This is a genomic window from Bacillus sp. FSL R9-9834 (assembly GCF_038006905.1).
In the GTDB taxonomy this organism is placed as follows: Bacteria; Bacillota; Bacilli; order Bacillales; family Bacillaceae_G; genus Bacillus_A; species Bacillus_A pacificus.
This window is the reverse complement of record NZ_JBBOWD010000001.1, coordinates 383,403-400,885: the sequence shown is the minus strand read 5'-3', so window position 1 is coordinate 400,885 and position 17,483 is coordinate 383,403. Positions and strand designations below refer to the sequence as shown.

At 34.7% G+C, this 17,483-nt stretch carries 14 protein-coding genes and 1 riboswitch; of the genes, 6 read left to right on the top strand and 8 right to left on the bottom strand.

Annotated features, from left to right (window positions below):
- Window positions 1-178 precede the first annotated feature (178 nt).
- Genes MKY00_RS02105 through MKY00_RS02095 form a run of 3 tightly spaced genes read left to right on the top strand, consistent with a single transcriptional unit; the run spans window position 179 to window position 5,641 of the window.
- Window positions 179-1,063 (top strand): response regulator, encoded by an 885-nt coding sequence (locus tag MKY00_RS02105; protein ID WP_001992429.1) that lies wholly within the window; start codon window positions 179-181, stop codon window positions 1,061-1,063.
- Complete coding sequence (locus tag MKY00_RS02100; protein WP_016716338.1) at window positions 1,060-2,100, top strand: HEAT repeat domain-containing protein; 1,041 nt, start codon at window positions 1,060-1,062, stop codon at window positions 2,098-2,100. The genes MKY00_RS02105 and MKY00_RS02100 overlap by 4 nt, the downstream gene beginning before the upstream one ends.
- Window positions 2,087-5,641 (top strand): glycosyltransferase family 2 protein, encoded by a 3,555-nt coding sequence (locus MKY00_RS02095; protein WP_000559077.1) that lies wholly within the window; start codon window positions 2,087-2,089, stop codon window positions 5,639-5,641. The genes MKY00_RS02100 and MKY00_RS02095 overlap by 14 nt, the downstream gene beginning before the upstream one ends.
- 53 nt (window positions 5,642-5,694) lie before the next feature.
- On the opposite strand, the gene MKY00_RS02090 is transcribed toward MKY00_RS02095, so the two are convergent.
- Window positions 5,695-6,780 carry a fatty acid desaturase family protein gene (locus tag MKY00_RS02090; RefSeq protein ID WP_000661214.1) on the bottom strand — a complete coding sequence of 362 codons (1,086 nt, stop codon included), beginning with the start codon at window positions 6,778-6,780 and terminating at the stop codon, window positions 5,695-5,697.
- A gap of 581 nt (window positions 6,781-7,361) precedes the next feature.
- On the opposite strand from MKY00_RS02090, the gene MKY00_RS02085 reads away from it, so the two are divergent.
- Together MKY00_RS02085 and MKY00_RS02080 are read left to right on the top strand one after the other, a co-directional pair.
- Complete coding sequence (locus MKY00_RS02085; protein WP_000199951.1) at window positions 7,362-8,888, top strand: FAD-dependent oxidoreductase; 1,527 nt, start codon at window positions 7,362-7,364, stop codon at window positions 8,886-8,888.
- Window positions 8,889-9,030: 142 nt separating this feature from the next.
- Window positions 9,031-10,332 (top strand): MFS transporter, encoded by a 1,302-nt coding sequence (locus MKY00_RS02080; protein WP_001183071.1) that lies wholly within the window; start codon window positions 9,031-9,033, stop codon window positions 10,330-10,332.
- A 13-nt stretch (window positions 10,333-10,345) separates the two neighbouring features.
- On the opposite strand, the gene MKY00_RS02075 is transcribed toward MKY00_RS02080, so the two are convergent.
- Together MKY00_RS02075 and MKY00_RS02070 are read right to left on the bottom strand one after the other, a co-directional pair.
- On the bottom strand, window positions 10,346-11,128 hold the full coding sequence (locus tag MKY00_RS02075; RefSeq protein WP_016716336.1) for a nucleotidyltransferase domain-containing protein: 783 nt from the start codon (window positions 11,126-11,128) through the stop codon (window positions 10,346-10,348).
- Window positions 11,129-11,249: 121 nt separating this feature from the next.
- Window positions 11,250-12,359, bottom strand: a complete 1,110-nt coding sequence (locus MKY00_RS02070) for a PRK06851 family protein (protein ID WP_016716335.1) — start codon at window positions 12,357-12,359, stop codon at window positions 11,250-11,252.
- 149 nt (window positions 12,360-12,508) lie between these two features.
- Window positions 12,509-12,621, top strand: a riboswitch (SAM riboswitch).
- 86 nt (window positions 12,622-12,707) lie between these two features.
- On the opposite strand from MKY00_RS02070, the gene MKY00_RS02065 reads away from it, so the two are divergent.
- Window positions 12,708-13,340: a cyclase family protein gene (locus MKY00_RS02065; protein WP_000862962.1), complete on the top strand. Its 633-nt coding sequence runs from the start codon at window positions 12,708-12,710 to the stop codon at window positions 13,338-13,340.
- A gap of 27 nt (window positions 13,341-13,367) precedes the next feature.
- On the opposite strand, the gene MKY00_RS02060 is transcribed toward MKY00_RS02065, so the two are convergent.
- The 5 genes from MKY00_RS02060 to MKY00_RS02040 all read right to left on the bottom strand — a co-directional run bounded on the left by MKY00_RS02060 (window position 13,368) and on the right by MKY00_RS02040 (window position 17,473).
- Complete coding sequence (locus tag MKY00_RS02060; RefSeq protein WP_000424113.1) at window positions 13,368-13,748, bottom strand: hypothetical protein; 381 nt, start codon at window positions 13,746-13,748, stop codon at window positions 13,368-13,370.
- Window positions 13,749-14,175: 427 nt separating this feature from the next.
- The gene (locus MKY00_RS02055) at window positions 14,176-15,441 is read right to left on the bottom strand and encodes a hypothetical protein (RefSeq protein WP_000434744.1); all 1,266 of its coding nucleotides are present in this window, start codon (window positions 15,439-15,441) and stop codon (window positions 14,176-14,178) included.
- A 237-nt stretch (window positions 15,442-15,678) separates the two neighbouring features.
- Window positions 15,679-16,347 (bottom strand): hypothetical protein, encoded by a 669-nt coding sequence (locus MKY00_RS02050; RefSeq protein ID WP_001004262.1) that lies wholly within the window; start codon window positions 16,345-16,347, stop codon window positions 15,679-15,681.
- A 158-nt stretch (window positions 16,348-16,505) separates the two neighbouring features.
- Window positions 16,506-16,955 (bottom strand): hypothetical protein, encoded by a 450-nt coding sequence (locus tag MKY00_RS02045; RefSeq protein WP_016716334.1) that lies wholly within the window; start codon window positions 16,953-16,955, stop codon window positions 16,506-16,508.
- A 20-nt stretch (window positions 16,956-16,975) separates the two neighbouring features.
- Window positions 16,976-17,473 carry a hypothetical protein gene (locus MKY00_RS02040; RefSeq protein WP_016716333.1) on the bottom strand — a complete coding sequence of 166 codons (498 nt, stop codon included), beginning with the start codon at window positions 17,471-17,473 and terminating at the stop codon, window positions 16,976-16,978.
- Window positions 17,474-17,483 lie beyond the last annotated feature (10 nt).

Below are 17,483 nucleotides of genomic sequence, written 5' to 3'. Positions count from 1 at the left end.
ATTTCCTTAACCTTTTTTTGTTTCTGCTCCATACTTTTTACTTCAATAATATTTTTCCATGTATAAGAAATTTATCATATTTCCACAGTCTACCTCTTTACACAGCATAAAATTATCCATAATATAGTAAAGATGGGTGTACACGTATAGACATCTTAAATAGTATAAGGAGGTCGCTATGCTAGATTTAATTTATAAAGATTGGCTGAAACAAAGATATCAAATTTATAACCTTCAGCAACTTACAAGCTACATAAATAACCTAACCAGCCTGGCTGAAACATTAGGATTCTATCAATTACAAAAAGATTTACAACAATTATCTACAACTCTAAAAGACTCTAGTTCTGTTTACGATGTAGTCGAGCATATCACAGAAATGATGCTTTCTTTTAAACAGGATGAGCAGCTACTTAAAGTTTACATAATTGGCACTATCCCTGAGGTACTTCATAATACCTCCATTCAATTTGTCGAAAACATAAATAATGCTGATTGTGTTGTTGTATATAAAGAGACTATTCCTCTTCATTTCATACAACAGCCTATCATTTATTTTTATGAGAACGTAGATGATGAACAAATTATGCATCACGTAGTACAAGAGGTGTTACATACAAAATTACCTTTTGAAACAATCCAGAAGAGATTACAAAAATATATGTCAGTATCTCGCCAAACCCCTCCACTATTAGTAGTAACCGCTGACGACTTATTAACAAAATTTATAAAAACTGAATATACAACTTTACTAAACGTATATCATTTCACTAGCGGAAAGCACTTTTTCACAGAAAAAATCTATGAACAGTTTCCATTCTTCATACTAATTGTGGATTGGATGATGCCACAAATGGATGGTTTAGAACTTATTAATCGATTAAAGAGATTGTTGCCTAGTCGACATTTCCGAATTTTTATGACCTCTACTAAATCAACAGCCCACCACCTGGAGGAAGCATTTAAAGCCGGTGCTGATGATTTTATTGAAAAGCCGTTTTCACCTTTAGAATTTAAGGTTCGTTTGGCGCACTTATTAGAAGGAAGGAATGAAGGCTATTGATTATAGTTACAATTGTACAATCCATAGTTATCTTTTTAATAGTTGCTATTCTTATAGCGTATATATATTTAATTTCACTAAAATTACGTAGTAGAAATTTCAAAAGAAAAAATCATAAATGGAAAGAAGAAAATAGAAAATTTCTATATGAATTTATCATGCATAATAAATGCCATGATTTCAAAATTGAACATACAGCAGATATTCACGCACTAGAATCTCTCTGCATTAAAGCTACACAGCTCGTATCCGGGATTGATGAAAAACAACGCATTCATCATTTATTACAAGTCTATTTGTTTCCCCATTATAAAGAAAAATTAGCTCACGGCACTCATATAGAAAAACAAAATATATTAGATATTATTTCTTTCTTCAAAATAAAAGAGTTTGAAAATGAGGTAAAAGCTATCTGCACTCAAACATCTGGATCTATCCAGCATCAAGCATTTACTACATTAAGTACATTAAACACAAGACAAGCAATTTTACTTGCTACAAGAGTCCATGACTCTATTCCCATCACTATGATCGCTTTAAGTATTTCTCAAACTGAAAATTTTTCTGTTTGGGTTGAGTTTTTCCATACATTACCTAAACAATTTCAATATGAAATTTTAAATGCAATCGGTACACGGGAAGAGAATAGCTGCTATCTTTTCCTCATTCAAAACTTAACGAATGAAGATGAAGAAATTATTATTCGCTCGTTACATGCTATTTCAAAGTTAATGCCGAAAGCAGAAACAAAAGAGCATGTTAAACATTTATTTAAAAAGGACAGTTGGCAAATTCACCTCATGCTTATTCGTGTAATAAGCCCCTTTAAAGATGAAATGTATTTCCCTTATTTACTAGAACAAGCAGGGCATCAATCTTGGTGGGTACGTCGTGAAGTCCAATATGCAATTCAATATTATTCAAACTGGCAAGAAAAATATATTGAAATTGCCTTACATCACCCTGATCGTTTCGCACGTGAAAGTGCATTAGAGGCTCTAGCACGAAAGGATGTGACAACACATGCATTATCTTGATATATTTTTAAAAATTTCACAATGGCTCTTCTTACTCTACATGGGCGTTGCTATCTTATTCTATACCGCTATATTTCTTATTTCTGCATTCACCTTGAGAAAAAAACGGGAACGTGATGAAAATAGAGAATTACTTCATTATTTGCAGTCTAGTATTACTCGACCTGTTTCTATTATTGTTCCTGCGTATAACGAAGGAGTCACTATCGTATCAAGTGTCCAATCACTCTTAACGTTAGAATATCCTGAGTTTGAGGTAATCGTTGTAAACGATGGATCAAGTGATGATACGTTAGAACAATTAAAAGATCATTTCCAACTATATGAAATCCAGAACGTGGTTAGATTACAATTAGAAACAGAGACCATTCGAAAAACATATCGCTCATCTGTTAATAAACAAATTATTGTTGTCGATAAAGAAAACGGCGGCAAAGCGGATGCTTTAAATGCAGGTATCAACATTTCAAACTATCCGTATGTTTGTTCATTAGATGCTGATTCTCTCTTAGAACGTGATGCACTTATGAAAGCTATGAAACCAATTTATGAATCTCCAGAGAAAGTTATGGTAACTGGCGGAAGTGTTCGTATTGTGAATGGTTCTTACATACAAAATGGTCAAATGATCGAAAATCGTCTTCCAAAACAACCTCTTGCTCTCATGCAAATTATTGAGTATTTGCGTGGATTCTTATTTGGGCGCTTAGCATGGAGCAAGTATAATATTCTTCCTATCATTTCTGGTGCATTCGGTATTTTCGATAAAGGAGAAGTTATTCGTGTTGGAGGGTATCAACGAAAAACTGTCGGAGAAGATATGGAACTTGTCGTTCACCTCCATAAAAAAGCTTTACAAGATGGAGAAGAGAAGAAAATCATTTATAATCCAAACGCAATTTGTTGGACACAGGCTCCCGATGATTTAACAACCTTCCGCAAACAACGGAGTCGTTGGCACCGTGGTTTAGGTGAAACCTTATGGCGCCATAAGGATATTTTATTCCGTCCAAAATATAAAGCTTTCGGTATGATTGCAATGCCGTTTTATTTATTACTAGAATGGCTCGGTCCTATTATTGAAATACTTGGCTATTTACTACTACTATATCATTTACTATTCGATGAAATTTTCACAGAATATGTATTTTTACTGTTAGCTGCTACCGTACTATACGGATCATTCCTATCCGTAGGAGTTGTTTTATTAGAAGAATGGAGTATGAAAAAGCAAAATAGTATTAAAGATTTCACACTCTTACTTCTCTGGTCGTTAACTGAATCATTTTGGTATCGTCCGCTGACTGTTTGGTACCGATTTTTAGGACTATTTCAAAGTCTTTTCCGAATTAAAGGTTGGGGGAAAATGAAACGTAAATCTCTTGAAAACCAATCTTCAGAACGTTTTTGGTGGCTACGAAGAATTGCCTTCATCCTAATTATTTTAGCAGTTATTTTCGGGATAGATGCAACAAAACACCGATTGCAACCAACGCTCCTAAAAAGCACTGCAGATAATATTTCATATGGTTTTAAAGCAGAGCGAAATAAGCAAACCCTTCAGCATTATACAGGAGGCAAATGGGAAGATTGGACAATTAAAGGTGTGAACCTAGGTATGGCAAAACCAGGGGCATTTCCAGGTGATGCTGCAATTACAAAAGCAGAATATAAAAAATGGTTGAAACAAATTAGCGAAATGGGTGCAAATACGATTCGTATTTATACCATTCACCCTCCTGCTTTTTACGAGGCTTTATTTGAATTTAACCAACAAGCAAAACAACCTTTATATTTCTTCCATGGTGTATGGGTTGAAGAAGAACAACTGTTAGAAACAAAAGATGCTTACAAATCAAAAAATGAACTCTTTAAAAATATTGAAAGAACAGCCGATGTAATTCATGGTAATACAACAATCGCTGCTGAAAAAGGACATGCTTACGGCGAATATAATTATGATGTGTCACAATATTTAGCTGGTTGGATTCTGGGGATTGAGTGGGATCCTGACATGGTCATCGAAACCAATAAAAAACATGCTGATAAAACTTCATTTAAGGGGAAATATTTCGAAGCGAAGAACGCCAGTCCGTTTGAAATTTGGCTAGCTGAAGGAATGAATCATATCGCTCAATATTCTATTAGCAAATATGAGACCGCTCAGCCTATCGCTTTTTCCAACTGGGTTACAACAGATTTACTAGATCACCCTGCTGAACCGTTCATCGGTGAAGATGCTGTATCTATAAATCCAAATCATATCTTTGCTAATAAGAATTACCCAAGCGGGGCGTTTGCCTCTTATCACGTGTATCCTTATTACCCTGACTTCTTAAATTTCGATCCAGATAAAACAAATTTCAAAGACCATCGCGGGCAATCCAATAGTTACGCTGCTTATTTAAAAGACTTGCATGATTCACATGAAATGCCTGTTGTTATTTCAGAATTTGGTATCCCAGGATCCCGAGGTATTTCTCATAAAAATATACATGGAAAAGACCAAGGGCATATGAATGAAGATGAACAAGGGAAACGTAATGCAGAGCTCTTCGAAGATATTATTCAGGCGAAATTGGCCGGCGGTATTGTATTCATTTGGCAAGATGAATGGTTTAAATTCTCTTGGAATACAACTAAATATGATAATACGGAAGAACGACCACATTGGAACAACGTACAAGTTCCTGAACAACATTTCGGTTTGCTATCATTTGAATCCCATACTATTAATGTCGATGGTGATACGAGTGATTGGAAAACAAAAACAAAAATTGGAGATAAGAATGGTTACACGACTTTCGTAACACACGATGAGTCCTATTTATACTTATCCATTCATCGTCCAAAAGCTAGACCTCTTGAAGAGGAACCTATTACAATTGGAGTAAACATATTACCTGAACAAGGAAATAAAGAATTTAACGGCCTTTCTATGAAAGAAGGCGCTGATTTTAAAATTGATCTGCACGGCGGACAATCTAATCAAGTACTTGTTGATTCTTACTATGATGTATTCTCTTATGAATTTGGTTTCCAACGAAATCTAGTTCCTTATACAAAACCTGAAAAAAATAGCGGGCAATTCTCCCCTATTTATACAGCATTAAGTTTGCCAATTACATTACCACTTACTCAGGAGCAATTGCCATTTGAAAAATTTAATGTCGGAGCATTAACTATGGGAAATAGCAATCCGGCTAGTGCTGATTACAACTCACTTGCAGATTTTTCTACTCCTGCAAAAGAAACCATTGAGCTTCGAATTCCTTGGATGGTATTAAATGCAAAAGCACCAAACATAAAAGAATTTATTGGTGATATTTATGCAAACGAAGAAATAGATGGTTTAACTACGAAACAAATTATTAACGCAATTGGATTTACAGTTCAAATTGGAGCTGAAAACATTACAACTGCACAAGATGGCGAATATGCTATGTATAACTATTCAAAATGGGGTGATGTTGTCGAATACACATCACGACTCAAGAAGAGTTACTACTACATGCAAAAAGTATATCAAGCTACAAAATAACAAAAAGCAAGCTACCTTTTAGTAGCTTGCTTTTTGTTATTTTGTATATATATTTACTGATTTACTTTTTTAATACTCTCTTCTTCCTCTATATGTTCCTCACGATATGAAATATTATGAGGATCTAGCCCATTTCCTAAAGAACCATAGAAATGCTCTCTATGCGGATCCACTAATTCACTTCCTTGATAATACACACGTGGTGTATTCCATAGCGCTGCCAAAGCTTTTGTCATCGGCATCTCATGATAACGTTCCGGCCACATTTCTTTAATTTTCTCTTTTACTAACGGGTAGTATTTAGAGCTCATAGCAGGGAACAAATGATGTTCTGTATGATATGAGAAATTGAAGTGTAAAACGTCTATCCAACGCGGCACTGTTACTGATAAACAGTTTGCTAACGGATCATTTACTGGAACAATTGGATTTAAGCGGTGATTTGTTGCGATATATGCCATTACAATAAAGTTAGCAATTAACAATGGAATCACATATGCAAATAACCATTTTCCAGGTCCCATAATAAACAATAAACTAATCCAAACAGTCCAAGGCAAAAGAAGTTGAAGCCATACAGATTTTTGATTGGATGACTTAAACTCTTTTATAAAATGAAAGAACATTCGAGTCGAATGCAATGTAAATTGAATTGTTAGTGACAGAAAACTAAAGAATGAACGTACATGAAGAGGCATGCGATATACCCAGCTCAAAAACTTACTCTTTTTAAGCTTCTCAAGTGTAGGCCATGCATCTGGATCATTCTCTTCATGTTGTGTATGAACGTGATGCGTTGCATTATGCCACTTTCGCCAAAGTTTAGGACCTGTTGATAATGGCATAAATGCAATCGCTCCTAAGAAATCACGAAGCCATGCCTTTCTTACAACAGTTCCATGTAAAATCTCATGCCCTAAAAACCCAAGTGAAGCAAAACATAATCCAAGAACGATCGCAATTCCTAGATTAGCCCACACATTCAATTCAAATACACCAATCGATATTAACCCCGCCAATGCCACAAGCAAATAAGCCAGTCCACCAAACAGACGAGTAGGAACTGGTTTAAATGCCTTTTTCGGCAAATGTGGTGATACACGTGCTGCATACCACCCAAACGTATGAAGCTCCTTCATCCTTTTGCCCCTTTCTTATGCCGCGCCTTGCGCAACTTACATATATCAATTCTTGCTTCCAGATTGATTTTACTAGGTGATTAAAAAAGCCTCTATTATAAGGAAAATATACTCACTCTATCGTCACTTACTTTTCGCTTTTATTATCAATGAAAAACATTTCTCTTTTTACTCTCTATCAACCTTTCCACATGATAAATCATATCAATAGAATTTCCACATTGTCAATAACTTTTATGACCTAGTAATAAAAGTTGGTTATATTTTTATAATTATACTTTATTTCACTAAAGAAAAAACATAGATTTTATAAGGTTTCATCCATTATGCATATACGTACTTTGCCATGCTATAGACTCTATCTTATTCAAGAACTCTCTATGTAAACAACAAATACACTCATCTAAATCTAGTTTTACACAACTTCTACCTCTTCATACCGACAACATCTGATAATTATATTAAGATAATTTCATCTTTCTTTTAAATAAAAATAGCCTCCCTCTCAAACAGCACACATGAATTTCATATCATATGGAAATATTAAAAGGAAAATTGTTCTAAATCAGGAGGTTTCCTTAATGACAAGCGATACATTTCCACAATTCCCATCATCTTATTGGATTGAATCTACTCAAATCCCGACTTTTCCCCCTTTATCTGAAAATATAAAGACAAAAGTTGCTGTTATCGGTGCTGGTATTACAGGTATTACTACTGCCTATTTACTTGCAAAAGAAGGCATCGATGTTGTATTACTTGATTCTGGTCTTATTTTAAACGGGACGACTGGGCATACAACAGCAAAGATAACAGCGCAACATGATCTTATTTATGATGAATTAATCAATCATTTCGGTATGGAAAAAGCCGGGCTTTACTATGAATCAAATAATCATGCTCTACAATTTATTAATGAAACTGTGCAAACATATAAAATCGACTGTAATTTCTCAAATGAAGATTCATATTTATATACAACTACCGATAAGGGATTAAGAAGTTTATCGAAAGAATATGAAGCCTATCAAAAATTAAATATACCTTGTGACTATGTTCAATCTCTACCGATTCCAATTCCAGTACAATCTGCACTTGTCATGAAAAATCAAGCCCAGTTTCATCCCCTTCTTTATTTGAAAACACTTTTAGAAAAGTTTGTGGAGATGGGCGGAAAAGTTTACGAACAAACGACTGCTATGGATGTAGAAAAAGGAGATTCTCCACAAGTCATTACAAAGGGCGGACATCGCATTACTTGTGAATATGTTGTCTCTTGTTCACACTTTCCTTTTTATGATGCCAATAGCTTTTTCTTTACGCGAATGTACGCAGAACGCTCTTATGCTCTTGCTATTAAAACAAAAACAGATTATTCAGGTGGCATGTATTTAAGTATTGATGACCCAAAACGCTCCTTACGCTACACTACAAGCAATGGGGAAAAATTAATTTTAATTGGCGGAGAAAGTCATAAAACAGGACAAGGAATAAACACGATGCTTCATTACGAAGTACTTTATTCTTTTGCGGAAGCAACGTTTGGAATAGATGAAGTTCCTTATAGATGGTCAGCACAAGATTTAATTACGCTAGATAAGCTCCCTTATATTGGACATATTAACGAGAGCAATCCAAATATATTTGTTGCAACTGGATATCGTAAATGGGGAATGACAACTGGAACTGCTGCCGCTCATTTACTGAAGGATTCCATTCTAAAAGTAGACAGTCCATATAAAGAACTGTATGCACCATCACGCTTCCATGCAAATCCAGATATAAAAACGTTCTTCTCCCAAAATCTTGATGTTGCGAAACATTTAATTGAAGGAAAGATTGAAACTGCATTACGTAAACCAGAAGATCTCGAAGTTGGTGAAGGATCTGTCGTACATGTTAACGGGAAACGAGCAGGTGCTTATAAGGACAAAGATGGAAAATTACATATTGTCGATACAACTTGTACACATCTCGGCTGCGAAGTTGAATGGAATAATGGTGATTGTACTTGGGACTGTCCTTGCCACGGTTCACGCTTTTCAATTGAGGGAGATGTTATTGAAGGTCCGGCAGATCAACCGTTAAAACGAGTTGATAATGAGTAAACAAATAAAGAAGTTCAACAGAATGACTGTTGAGCTTCTTTATTTGTTATAAAACCTTTTCATATAAATTCTGATACAAGAAGGAAAATATTAACACCAAATAAAATAATATACTCATCTACAAATAAAAAGGGGGAATACTATGCAACCTTCAGCTCCACCTCATCTAGAATTTACAGAAACTATCTTTTCGAGCTCTATTACAAAACTTGTTGTTTTTATTTGTTGGCTAGCTATTCTAGCTGATGGATATGATTTAGGTATTTACGGTGCCGTTCTGCCAAAGCTCCTAGAAGACAAAAGCTGGGCACTTTCGCCGGCACATGCTGGTACAATTGCTAGCTATGCTTTATTTGGTATGTTTATTGGCGCTATTCTAGTTGGAACCATTACAGATCTAATTGGACGGAAATGGACGCTTATATGCTGCTTAGCACTTTTTTCTATCACAATGGGCCTAGCTGCACTTGCTCCTTCTCCCGAATTATTTGGTTTATCTCGGTTTATCGGAGGAATCGGATTAGGTGGTGTTATTCCAACAGCTTCAGCACTTACTGTTGAATATTCACCAAAAAAGCGACAATCTTTTATTTATGCTCTTATGTTTACTGGCTATCCTTTAGGGATCGTGTTAGGCGCTATTTTGTCGATGTTTATGTTAGAAGGTTTCGGATGGAGAACTATGTTTGGCATCGGAATGATTCCACTACTCCTTATTCCTTTCATTATTCGTTATTTACCTGAATCCATTCAATTTTTATTATCACGTAATCGCCAAAAAGAAGTTGACCAAATCCTTAATCGTTTTCAAATTGAATTCTATGTGAAAGATGAAACGCATCAACCCTCATCTAATATGCGAAAGAGAAATGGATTTCTTACTTTATTCTCAAAAGAATACAGAAAAGCAACGCTGCTCTTTTGGATCACTTATATAATGGGTATGTTTTTAATATACGGTTTAAATACTTGGTTACCTCAGATGATGCGACAGGCAGGATACCCTCTTGGATCTAGTTTATCATTCCTACTTATGCTAAATATTACTGCCGCTATCGGTGCATTATTTGCTGGAGCAATCGCCGATCGTATAGGAGCTAAAATTGTTATTAGCATCTCCTATCTTATGGCAGCTATATGTATTGGACTATTAACAATTAAACCATCTGTTACAATCATCTATCTTTTAATTGGTCTTGCTGGAATTGGATCAGTTGGCATTACCCAAATATTAAATGCATATGTAACACAATACTTCCCATCACATATCCGAGCTACTTCCTTAGGCTGGGGACTTGGACTTGGCCGAGTTGGCGCAATTACTGGTCCTATTCTTGTCGGTATTATTATGACAATGCAATATGACTTAGCATGGAATTTTTACTTATTCTCATTTGCAGGTCTTCTTGCAGCTATATCTGTTTTCATTATTCCTACAAAATAAAAAGAGCACAAACTTACTTGTGCTCTTTTTCGTATACCGCAAACAACATATCTCGAAACAATGTATTTAAACTCTCAATATCGATCCCTGATCCCTTTTCAATTCCTTTTACGTATTGCTGATAGTAATGAATTTGTTCTTCTAAAAATTGATTCAACACCTCAATTTTCACTCCAACATCTAATTCAGTACCTGCCTTTTTCTTTATTAACAACCGTTCAATTTCATCTAATACGCTACGCTCTATTGATAATTCTGTAATTAATCGATCGAATTCTACAGGAGGCAAAGTTGTTTTCTCCTCTAGCCACTTACAAGCCAAAATAGGACGCAATACATAAAAGTACTTTTTCAATTTTACATTCTCACCTTGCAAAAATTCACGATAATTTTTTGAAGCCATATGTAAGTAATGGTATATCGTTGCTTTTGGATCAAAATTCTTTTCACTCATTTGCTGAAGCTGTTCTGGAAAATTAGAGTTTTTCGAATAAAAAATGGGTGATCGAATCCATTCGAGTAAAGCTGGGTTTGACTTTGCAAATAGTTGTAACGCTTTTTTTATATCCCATCCGCTTATATCTAAATCATCACTAATCGGATACTCAATTACATCTCGTTTATCATGAATGGATAAATACCATTCTACCGGGTGCATATAAACGAATCTAACATCATAATCACTATCTTTTGATGGAAATCCCCATGCACGACTCCCTGACTCCACAGCGAATAAAATTTTCACATCATTTTCTTTCTCAATTCGTTCTAACTCCAACTTAATTTTCTCTCTCATTTCATACCCTCTCCATTTTTTGATTATTTCCTTGGAAATTCGACAAATATATTACTAAGTTTACTACATACTAAAATAGCTGTCAGAAAATTTCCGACAGCCTGTCAAAATTCGTTATTTTTTACTTGTTCTTTTCAGTTATACTAACCGCAATTCGTTCAAACTCTTTTTGAATCTCCTCTTTGTATGCATCTACTTTTGAAAAATCCATAGCAGCAATATAAATTCGTTCTAATTTATCACGAACTGATTTCGCCTTTGCTAAGAAAGACATCGCCTCATTCATTTTTGCTTTATATTGAATAGAGACGTCACGAATTTCCTCCGCATACTTCTCATCCGTCCCTGGTGTCACAATAAGGGCATACATATCTATAATTTCATCACCTTCGCGGCTTGGAAAATATTCATGTGGTGCGGTGCTATCGAAAATCGCAAACCCTAATTCTCTTACGATCACCATATCAAGACTATTTGGATCAAACCCGCAATGATATACTTCAACTTCAAATCCTTTTTCTTCTGCTGCCTTAGCTAATTTTTTGAGCATTGTTGATTTCCCAGAACCTGGGCGTCCTTTTATAAAATAACGATGTGGTAATCCTTCTGTTAAATTAGGAACAAAATCAACTGCTCCTTTCGGTGTAGCTGCTCCTAAAAACCGATGTTTCACAAGCGATTGTTTCCCAACTTTATCTGTAAATAATTTCTGAATGAGCTGCTCGGTTAGTTCGTTCGCTTTATTAAAATCAATATTACTAATATATATTTTCTCCCACTCATCATGTATAACTAATGCCTCGTTAAAACGAGCGTAAGCAGCTTGAAAAGCTTTGCTTGCTTCTGAAACAAATCGTTCAATTTCCACTTTCTGCTTTCTTAACTTATCTGAATCCCAAGCAATTCCTAAATTAATATACTCCTCGACAACTCCTGGCATTTTTGGCTCAATAACATGCGGTGATGTTCCATCAACAATTCCTACTTTTAACTTCGGGATAATGACACCATCAACCGATTTATTATCAGAAGAACAATGTAAAAATTCAATATCATATCCCTTTTCAACCCATTCACGACCTATTACCTTAATTAAAGAAGATTTTCCCGTTCCAGGTCCACCCTTTAAAATAAATAATCTGTTTAGTCCTTTTAAATTCTCTTCATATAAATTATGAAATCCTCTAGCTGTATTTCCACCAGCATAATAATTCAATACATTCCCTGTCACTGCACTCACTCCTTCGCAGCATTCTATTTACATAAGCTACAATATGCGAGCAACTTTATTTGGGTGAATACCTATTTTGTGTTGCACAGAAAAAGGAAATGAATTACAATTTTATTATCACGAAAATTCCGAACTTTAAATTGAATATACCTTTATCAAGAGAGGCAGAGGGACCGGCCCTTTGAAGCCCAGCAACCTCAGTTTATACAAACTGAATAGGTGCTAATTCCTGCAAAATGCATTGCATTTTGAAAGATAAAACGTAACTATTGTGTGCAAAACTCATCTTTCTTGATTATGAAAGGTGAGTTTTTTATATTTCAAAATATATACTTGGAGGTATTTAAAGTGAAAGTAATTGACCTATCCCAAACATTTGAAAACAATATGTCTCAATTTCCTGGAACACCAAAAATCAATTTAGAAGCCATTACAAGTGTTGAAGAGACAGGATATCAAGTTACAGATTTTCATTCTGTCGTTCATGTTGGTACACATTGTGATGCTCCTGCTCATTTCATTTCAGGCGCAACGACTATTGATCAATTGCCCCTAGATCAATTTGTAGGTGAAGCTGTTCTTATTGATGTAACTCATGTACAAGAACGAAAACTACCTAAAGAAGTATTACACAATGCTGACATAAAAGAAGGTGATATTGTCATTTTCCATTCCAACCTATCTAATAAATGGAATACAGAAGCGTATGAACAAGAAGCCTTTTATCTTTCCGAAGAATTAGCTGAAGAATTAGTTCAATTAAAAGTAAAATCTGTCGGTTTAGATTTCATTTCTCCTGACGAGGTAACGACAGAAACATCACCGATTCATCACATACTACTTGGGAATAATATTTATTTAATCGAAAACTTAACAAACTTAGATTCCATTAATGCGAAACGTTTCTTTTTCTCAGCAGCTCCTTTAAAAATTAAAAATAGCGATGGTGCTTTCGCAAGAGCATTCGCTGTAATTTTTTAAGCAAACTATACAAAAAAGCAAAGATCATCATTGACCTTTGCTTCTATTTCTTTTATTTAAACTAAGAAAGAATTGCTCAACGCGAGGACGTAACCAAGCTAAATAATCTTTCTCTTTCTTCTTTGTACAAGCTATTTCTTCCCCATCGACCATTCCGACAAGCTCTAGCTCTAACAGTTGCCTCGTAAATGCTAGCATATTTATTTCTTCTTCCGGATACTCTTCTTTTAATTTCTCCTCAATTTCCCCTAATAAAAAACCGTCACGCATCATTGCCAATGCATCAATCCAAAGTGGCGGCATTTCATATTTTTCTCCTGTAATTGTATCTTTTACAATATAATTCTTTTGCTCTTTTCGAAATTGAATCGTGTGCAAGCATACAGTCGAATTTAATGTTAATTCCATCATACCACCTCTTTCATAATATCTGCATAGAAAAAAGGATGCGCGTGCACCCCTTCTTTTTCTAACACTACCGAACCGTTACATGAATAACAAATCTCATGTCGATATTTTCCTCCATTATAAACGAAGTATTTTATAAAAAAAACCCTTCTCGAAACATTTTATAAAATGTTTATATTTACGCAACAAGAACACTTTTCTGAAAAATATTTTCTTCTAGCACATTATGCTATCGGTAAAAAAATCTCCACTTTCATTCCTAGCTCTCCGCTACTTTGAATCGCAATACTTCCTTGCTACTCCTCATGATCAATACAAAACTCTACATATTATCTCATTAAATTATAAGTATGAAATTACTTTCAGAGCAATCTGTAACCTTATAACGGGAAAAGGAAGGAGATTTCCCCTTCCTTTTCATCACAATTTATATCCACCTTACTCGATCATGTAGCAATCCATCCGTAAAGTCATTTCCACCAACTACAAAATCATTCATATATAAATTCAAATATTCTCCGTACTTACTTTCTGTATTTAGTAATAATTCCTCTACATAATAGGCACCTTGTTTAAAGTTATCGAACAGTAAACTACACAAGCCAGCATAAATGCCACATCCTACTTGGAAGTATGTCGCATTCGTTTTATATTTATGAAAAACTTGACTGCTATTCATCACGTTATACATATAGGTCTCGCTATTTTCATAAACGAGTAATACACCGACTAGATCCTCGCCCGCAATCTCTTCTTCGGCTGGATTAAATACTTTACGATTCCAATTCCATAGATCTTCTACCTTATCTAAATTCTGTCTAATTATATTTGTTGTATACTCGTTAATTCGATAAAGAAACCCTACTTCCATGTTAAAGTTTTTCCCTAAAATTAAAACTTCCTCATGCGGCATCAAACAACCATAAAACTCTTTCTCTCCCAACTTTACTTTATACTCTGAAGCATATACATCTTCATAAAAGTAAAGAGGACGATGATGACTCATATACATCGGATAACTCCATATCGCTTCATCTAGAAATCGCTCTACTGCCCATGAAGCATACAGTGTATGAGGCTTTATAAGTGCTGTATCATTCAAAAATGACGTATCATGTTCTACTATATAGCATGCTCTTGGCTTTTCATTCGGGCGTTCCTTCATAAGTTCAACAACCATCCATTGAACGACACCTGGATTCATACCTGAGCCTATAATTGCTTTTGTATTTGTAAATTTATCTTTTTCCTTCTCAAATCTCGTATATCTTTCCGTAAGCTGAAAGCCGATTAAACTATCATCCTGATCTACTGCCTCGTTTTCCAAAGCTGAATTAATATAACAAATTCCAAGTTCATTACAACAGCTTAATACTCTGATCGTATCTGCCCCCGAAACATCAATAACAACGCTCGTACTACTTTCTTTTAAATGCTTTTTAAATGTCACTACATCTTGGAGGTCTATTTCGGATAAAAACAATTGATCTTTCAAATTTGGAAACAACTCGTCATAATACGTCCTATCTTTTTGTTTTATATCAACCAAATAAAATGTAACATTCTTTATCACTTCATAAATCGGGTCTTTTTCATTTACTATCGCTTGATTTAAAATCGCTAAAACTGCTTTTGCTGCTCCACCAGCACTGCCAAGTAATGTAATCGATAACGAATTTGGAAACTGCTCCACCAACAAAACCCCTTTAATATATTAGTTAAGCAGTTCTCCCTCAAAAAAATAAATTGAATACATCAAAAGATAGCTCGTACATATTCTTTATAATTTCGCACAAAATTTCCTCTTCAACAGTCATACTAACATATTTATATTCAATTCATTTTTTCCCTCATATTCAAATCGATCTAAACAAATAGGCTCGACCTTTTCTTCTACATATAAAAGAAAAAGCCAGCCCTTTCAATTAACTTACGGACAATGGACAGATTTTACATGTTGAATATTTACATACATTTTCGCATCACGCGCCTTTAATATTTCAATATGACCTTCATCAATTTTTGCCATCTTTCCGATTTTATTAGATTCCTCACCTAAATCGAACACCATGATTTTGCCAGCCATTTTAATAAGCTGTTCTTCAAAAGTTCGAGCTAACGTAATATTTAATGGATTCACGGGGAGTTCATTTTTATTGAGGGCATAAGGCACTTGATTTTCTTTATACGGAATTAACCATTTCAAATGCTTTAAAGATATATACACTGTTTTATAAACCGGGCTATAAAAAACGATATAATCGTTCATTACACTTGTAACATATCCATGTATTGGAGCATTTCCAGCTACATAAATTTCTGTGAAAATCCCTTTAGAGGTACTTAATACTTTCCTCAAAGAAATTGAAGGAGATTCTCTCTTAATGACAGAATCAACATCTGGTTTTGCTACTTCTTCATCATGTGGTCGTAAAATTTTATAATGTTGTACATGATATAAAGATATATATACGTAGTCTTGTCCATTGTAAAGAACAACGATATCATTTCCTACGTCTATTAATACACCTTTAAATCTTTTTTCACCGATTAATTTAATATATATATTTTCTCCAATATTTTTATTCAACTCATTCATCTATATCCTCCTTCCTATAAATTTCTTCTTTCCTGTCTTCGGTAAAAAAATAATCAGGGCAAAGTTCTGTCTTAATAGTAAGTAATTCCTTTTCATACTATCGAAATAAGAAATTGTTCTTCTCTTTCCCTCATAATGCCCCTCTTATTTATTAAACATTATTCATCTTCATTCTTTTTACATTTAACTACTTGACTCACACTCTTAATATGATAATTAATGATATAAATGACCTCATCACAGTTTACTAGTGTAATACATTCCTCATGCACTTCACTTAATAAGCCTTCTACACACTCTGGGCCGCCACGATTAATCTTTACCCACTTATACTTCAAGTCACATAATACATCGACAAAAGTATCATCATCAGAGCAGAAACATGAAACATAGCAATCGTCACATTTACTTTCTTTCACTTTCTTAACTAGACTCTTCACGTGTTTCAATTGGTAATATACTAATTCACCAAGAGGGAGTTGTAATGTAAGGTAATCTCTTCCTAACGATACAAGTACCCCCACTCGACTCTCTGGGCCACGAAGATTTACTTTTACAGTCTCACCAACTAAGCACTTAATTTGCTCACAGCATAATACACTGTCCAAATTCATATCCTCCTTTCTTATTATCTTCCTCTACTTGATGGTCTTTGTGCGCGCTCTCGACCTGAACAACAGCTTTCATTATTACTTTCTTCGCTCTCTTCGCACGCTACTGTGACACTCTTAATATGAGGTACTGCAACTAATATAACTTCTTCTTTTACAATTAATGTCACAAACTCACAAGAAACATCTTGTAAGATACCTTCAACTTTCTCTGGGCCACCACGATTAATTTTCACCCAATGATATTTGAAGCTTTGAAGTAGCTTTTCAAAGTCACCTTCACACTCACATTCCAACCATCCACAATCATCTGCTTTACAATCTTTCACATTTTTTGTAACGCTTTTCAGATGACGAATCTGATAGTAATAGAGCTCTCCTTTTTCATTCTTTAATACAAAGTAATCCGAACATACTGCGACTATTGTTCCTTTTTGAGATTCTGGACCACCCCTGTTTACTCTCACAAAAGATCCAATTAAATCTTCCAAGAAATCACAATGAAATAAACTCACGAGAAAACCC

Excerpts from the sequence above, each read along its gene's own strand:
- MKY00_RS02105 (WP_001992429.1), top strand. The coding sequence starts at position 179 with ATGCTAGATTTAATTTATAAAGATTGGCTGAAACAAAGATATCAAATT.
- MKY00_RS02075 (WP_016716336.1), bottom strand. The coding sequence starts at position 11,128 with ATGAGAGAGAAAATTAAGTTGGAGTTAGAACGAATTGAGAAAGAAAAT.
- MKY00_RS02050 (WP_001004262.1), bottom strand. The coding sequence starts at position 16,347 with ATGAATGAGTTGAATAAAAATATTGGAGAAAATATATATATTAAATTA.
- MKY00_RS02090 (WP_000661214.1), bottom strand. The coding sequence starts at position 6,780 with ATGAAGGAGCTTCATACGTTTGGGTGGTATGCAGCACGTGTATCACCA.
- MKY00_RS02060 (WP_000424113.1), bottom strand. The coding sequence starts at position 13,748 with ATGGAATTAACATTAAATTCGACTGTATGCTTGCACACGATTCAATTT.
- MKY00_RS02080 (WP_001183071.1), top strand. The coding sequence starts at position 9,031 with ATGCAACCTTCAGCTCCACCTCATCTAGAATTTACAGAAACTATCTTT.
- MKY00_RS02085 (WP_000199951.1), top strand. The coding sequence starts at position 7,362 with ATGACAAGCGATACATTTCCACAATTCCCATCATCTTATTGGATTGAA.
- MKY00_RS02095 (WP_000559077.1), top strand. The coding sequence starts at position 2,087 with ATGCATTATCTTGATATATTTTTAAAAATTTCACAATGGCTCTTCTTA.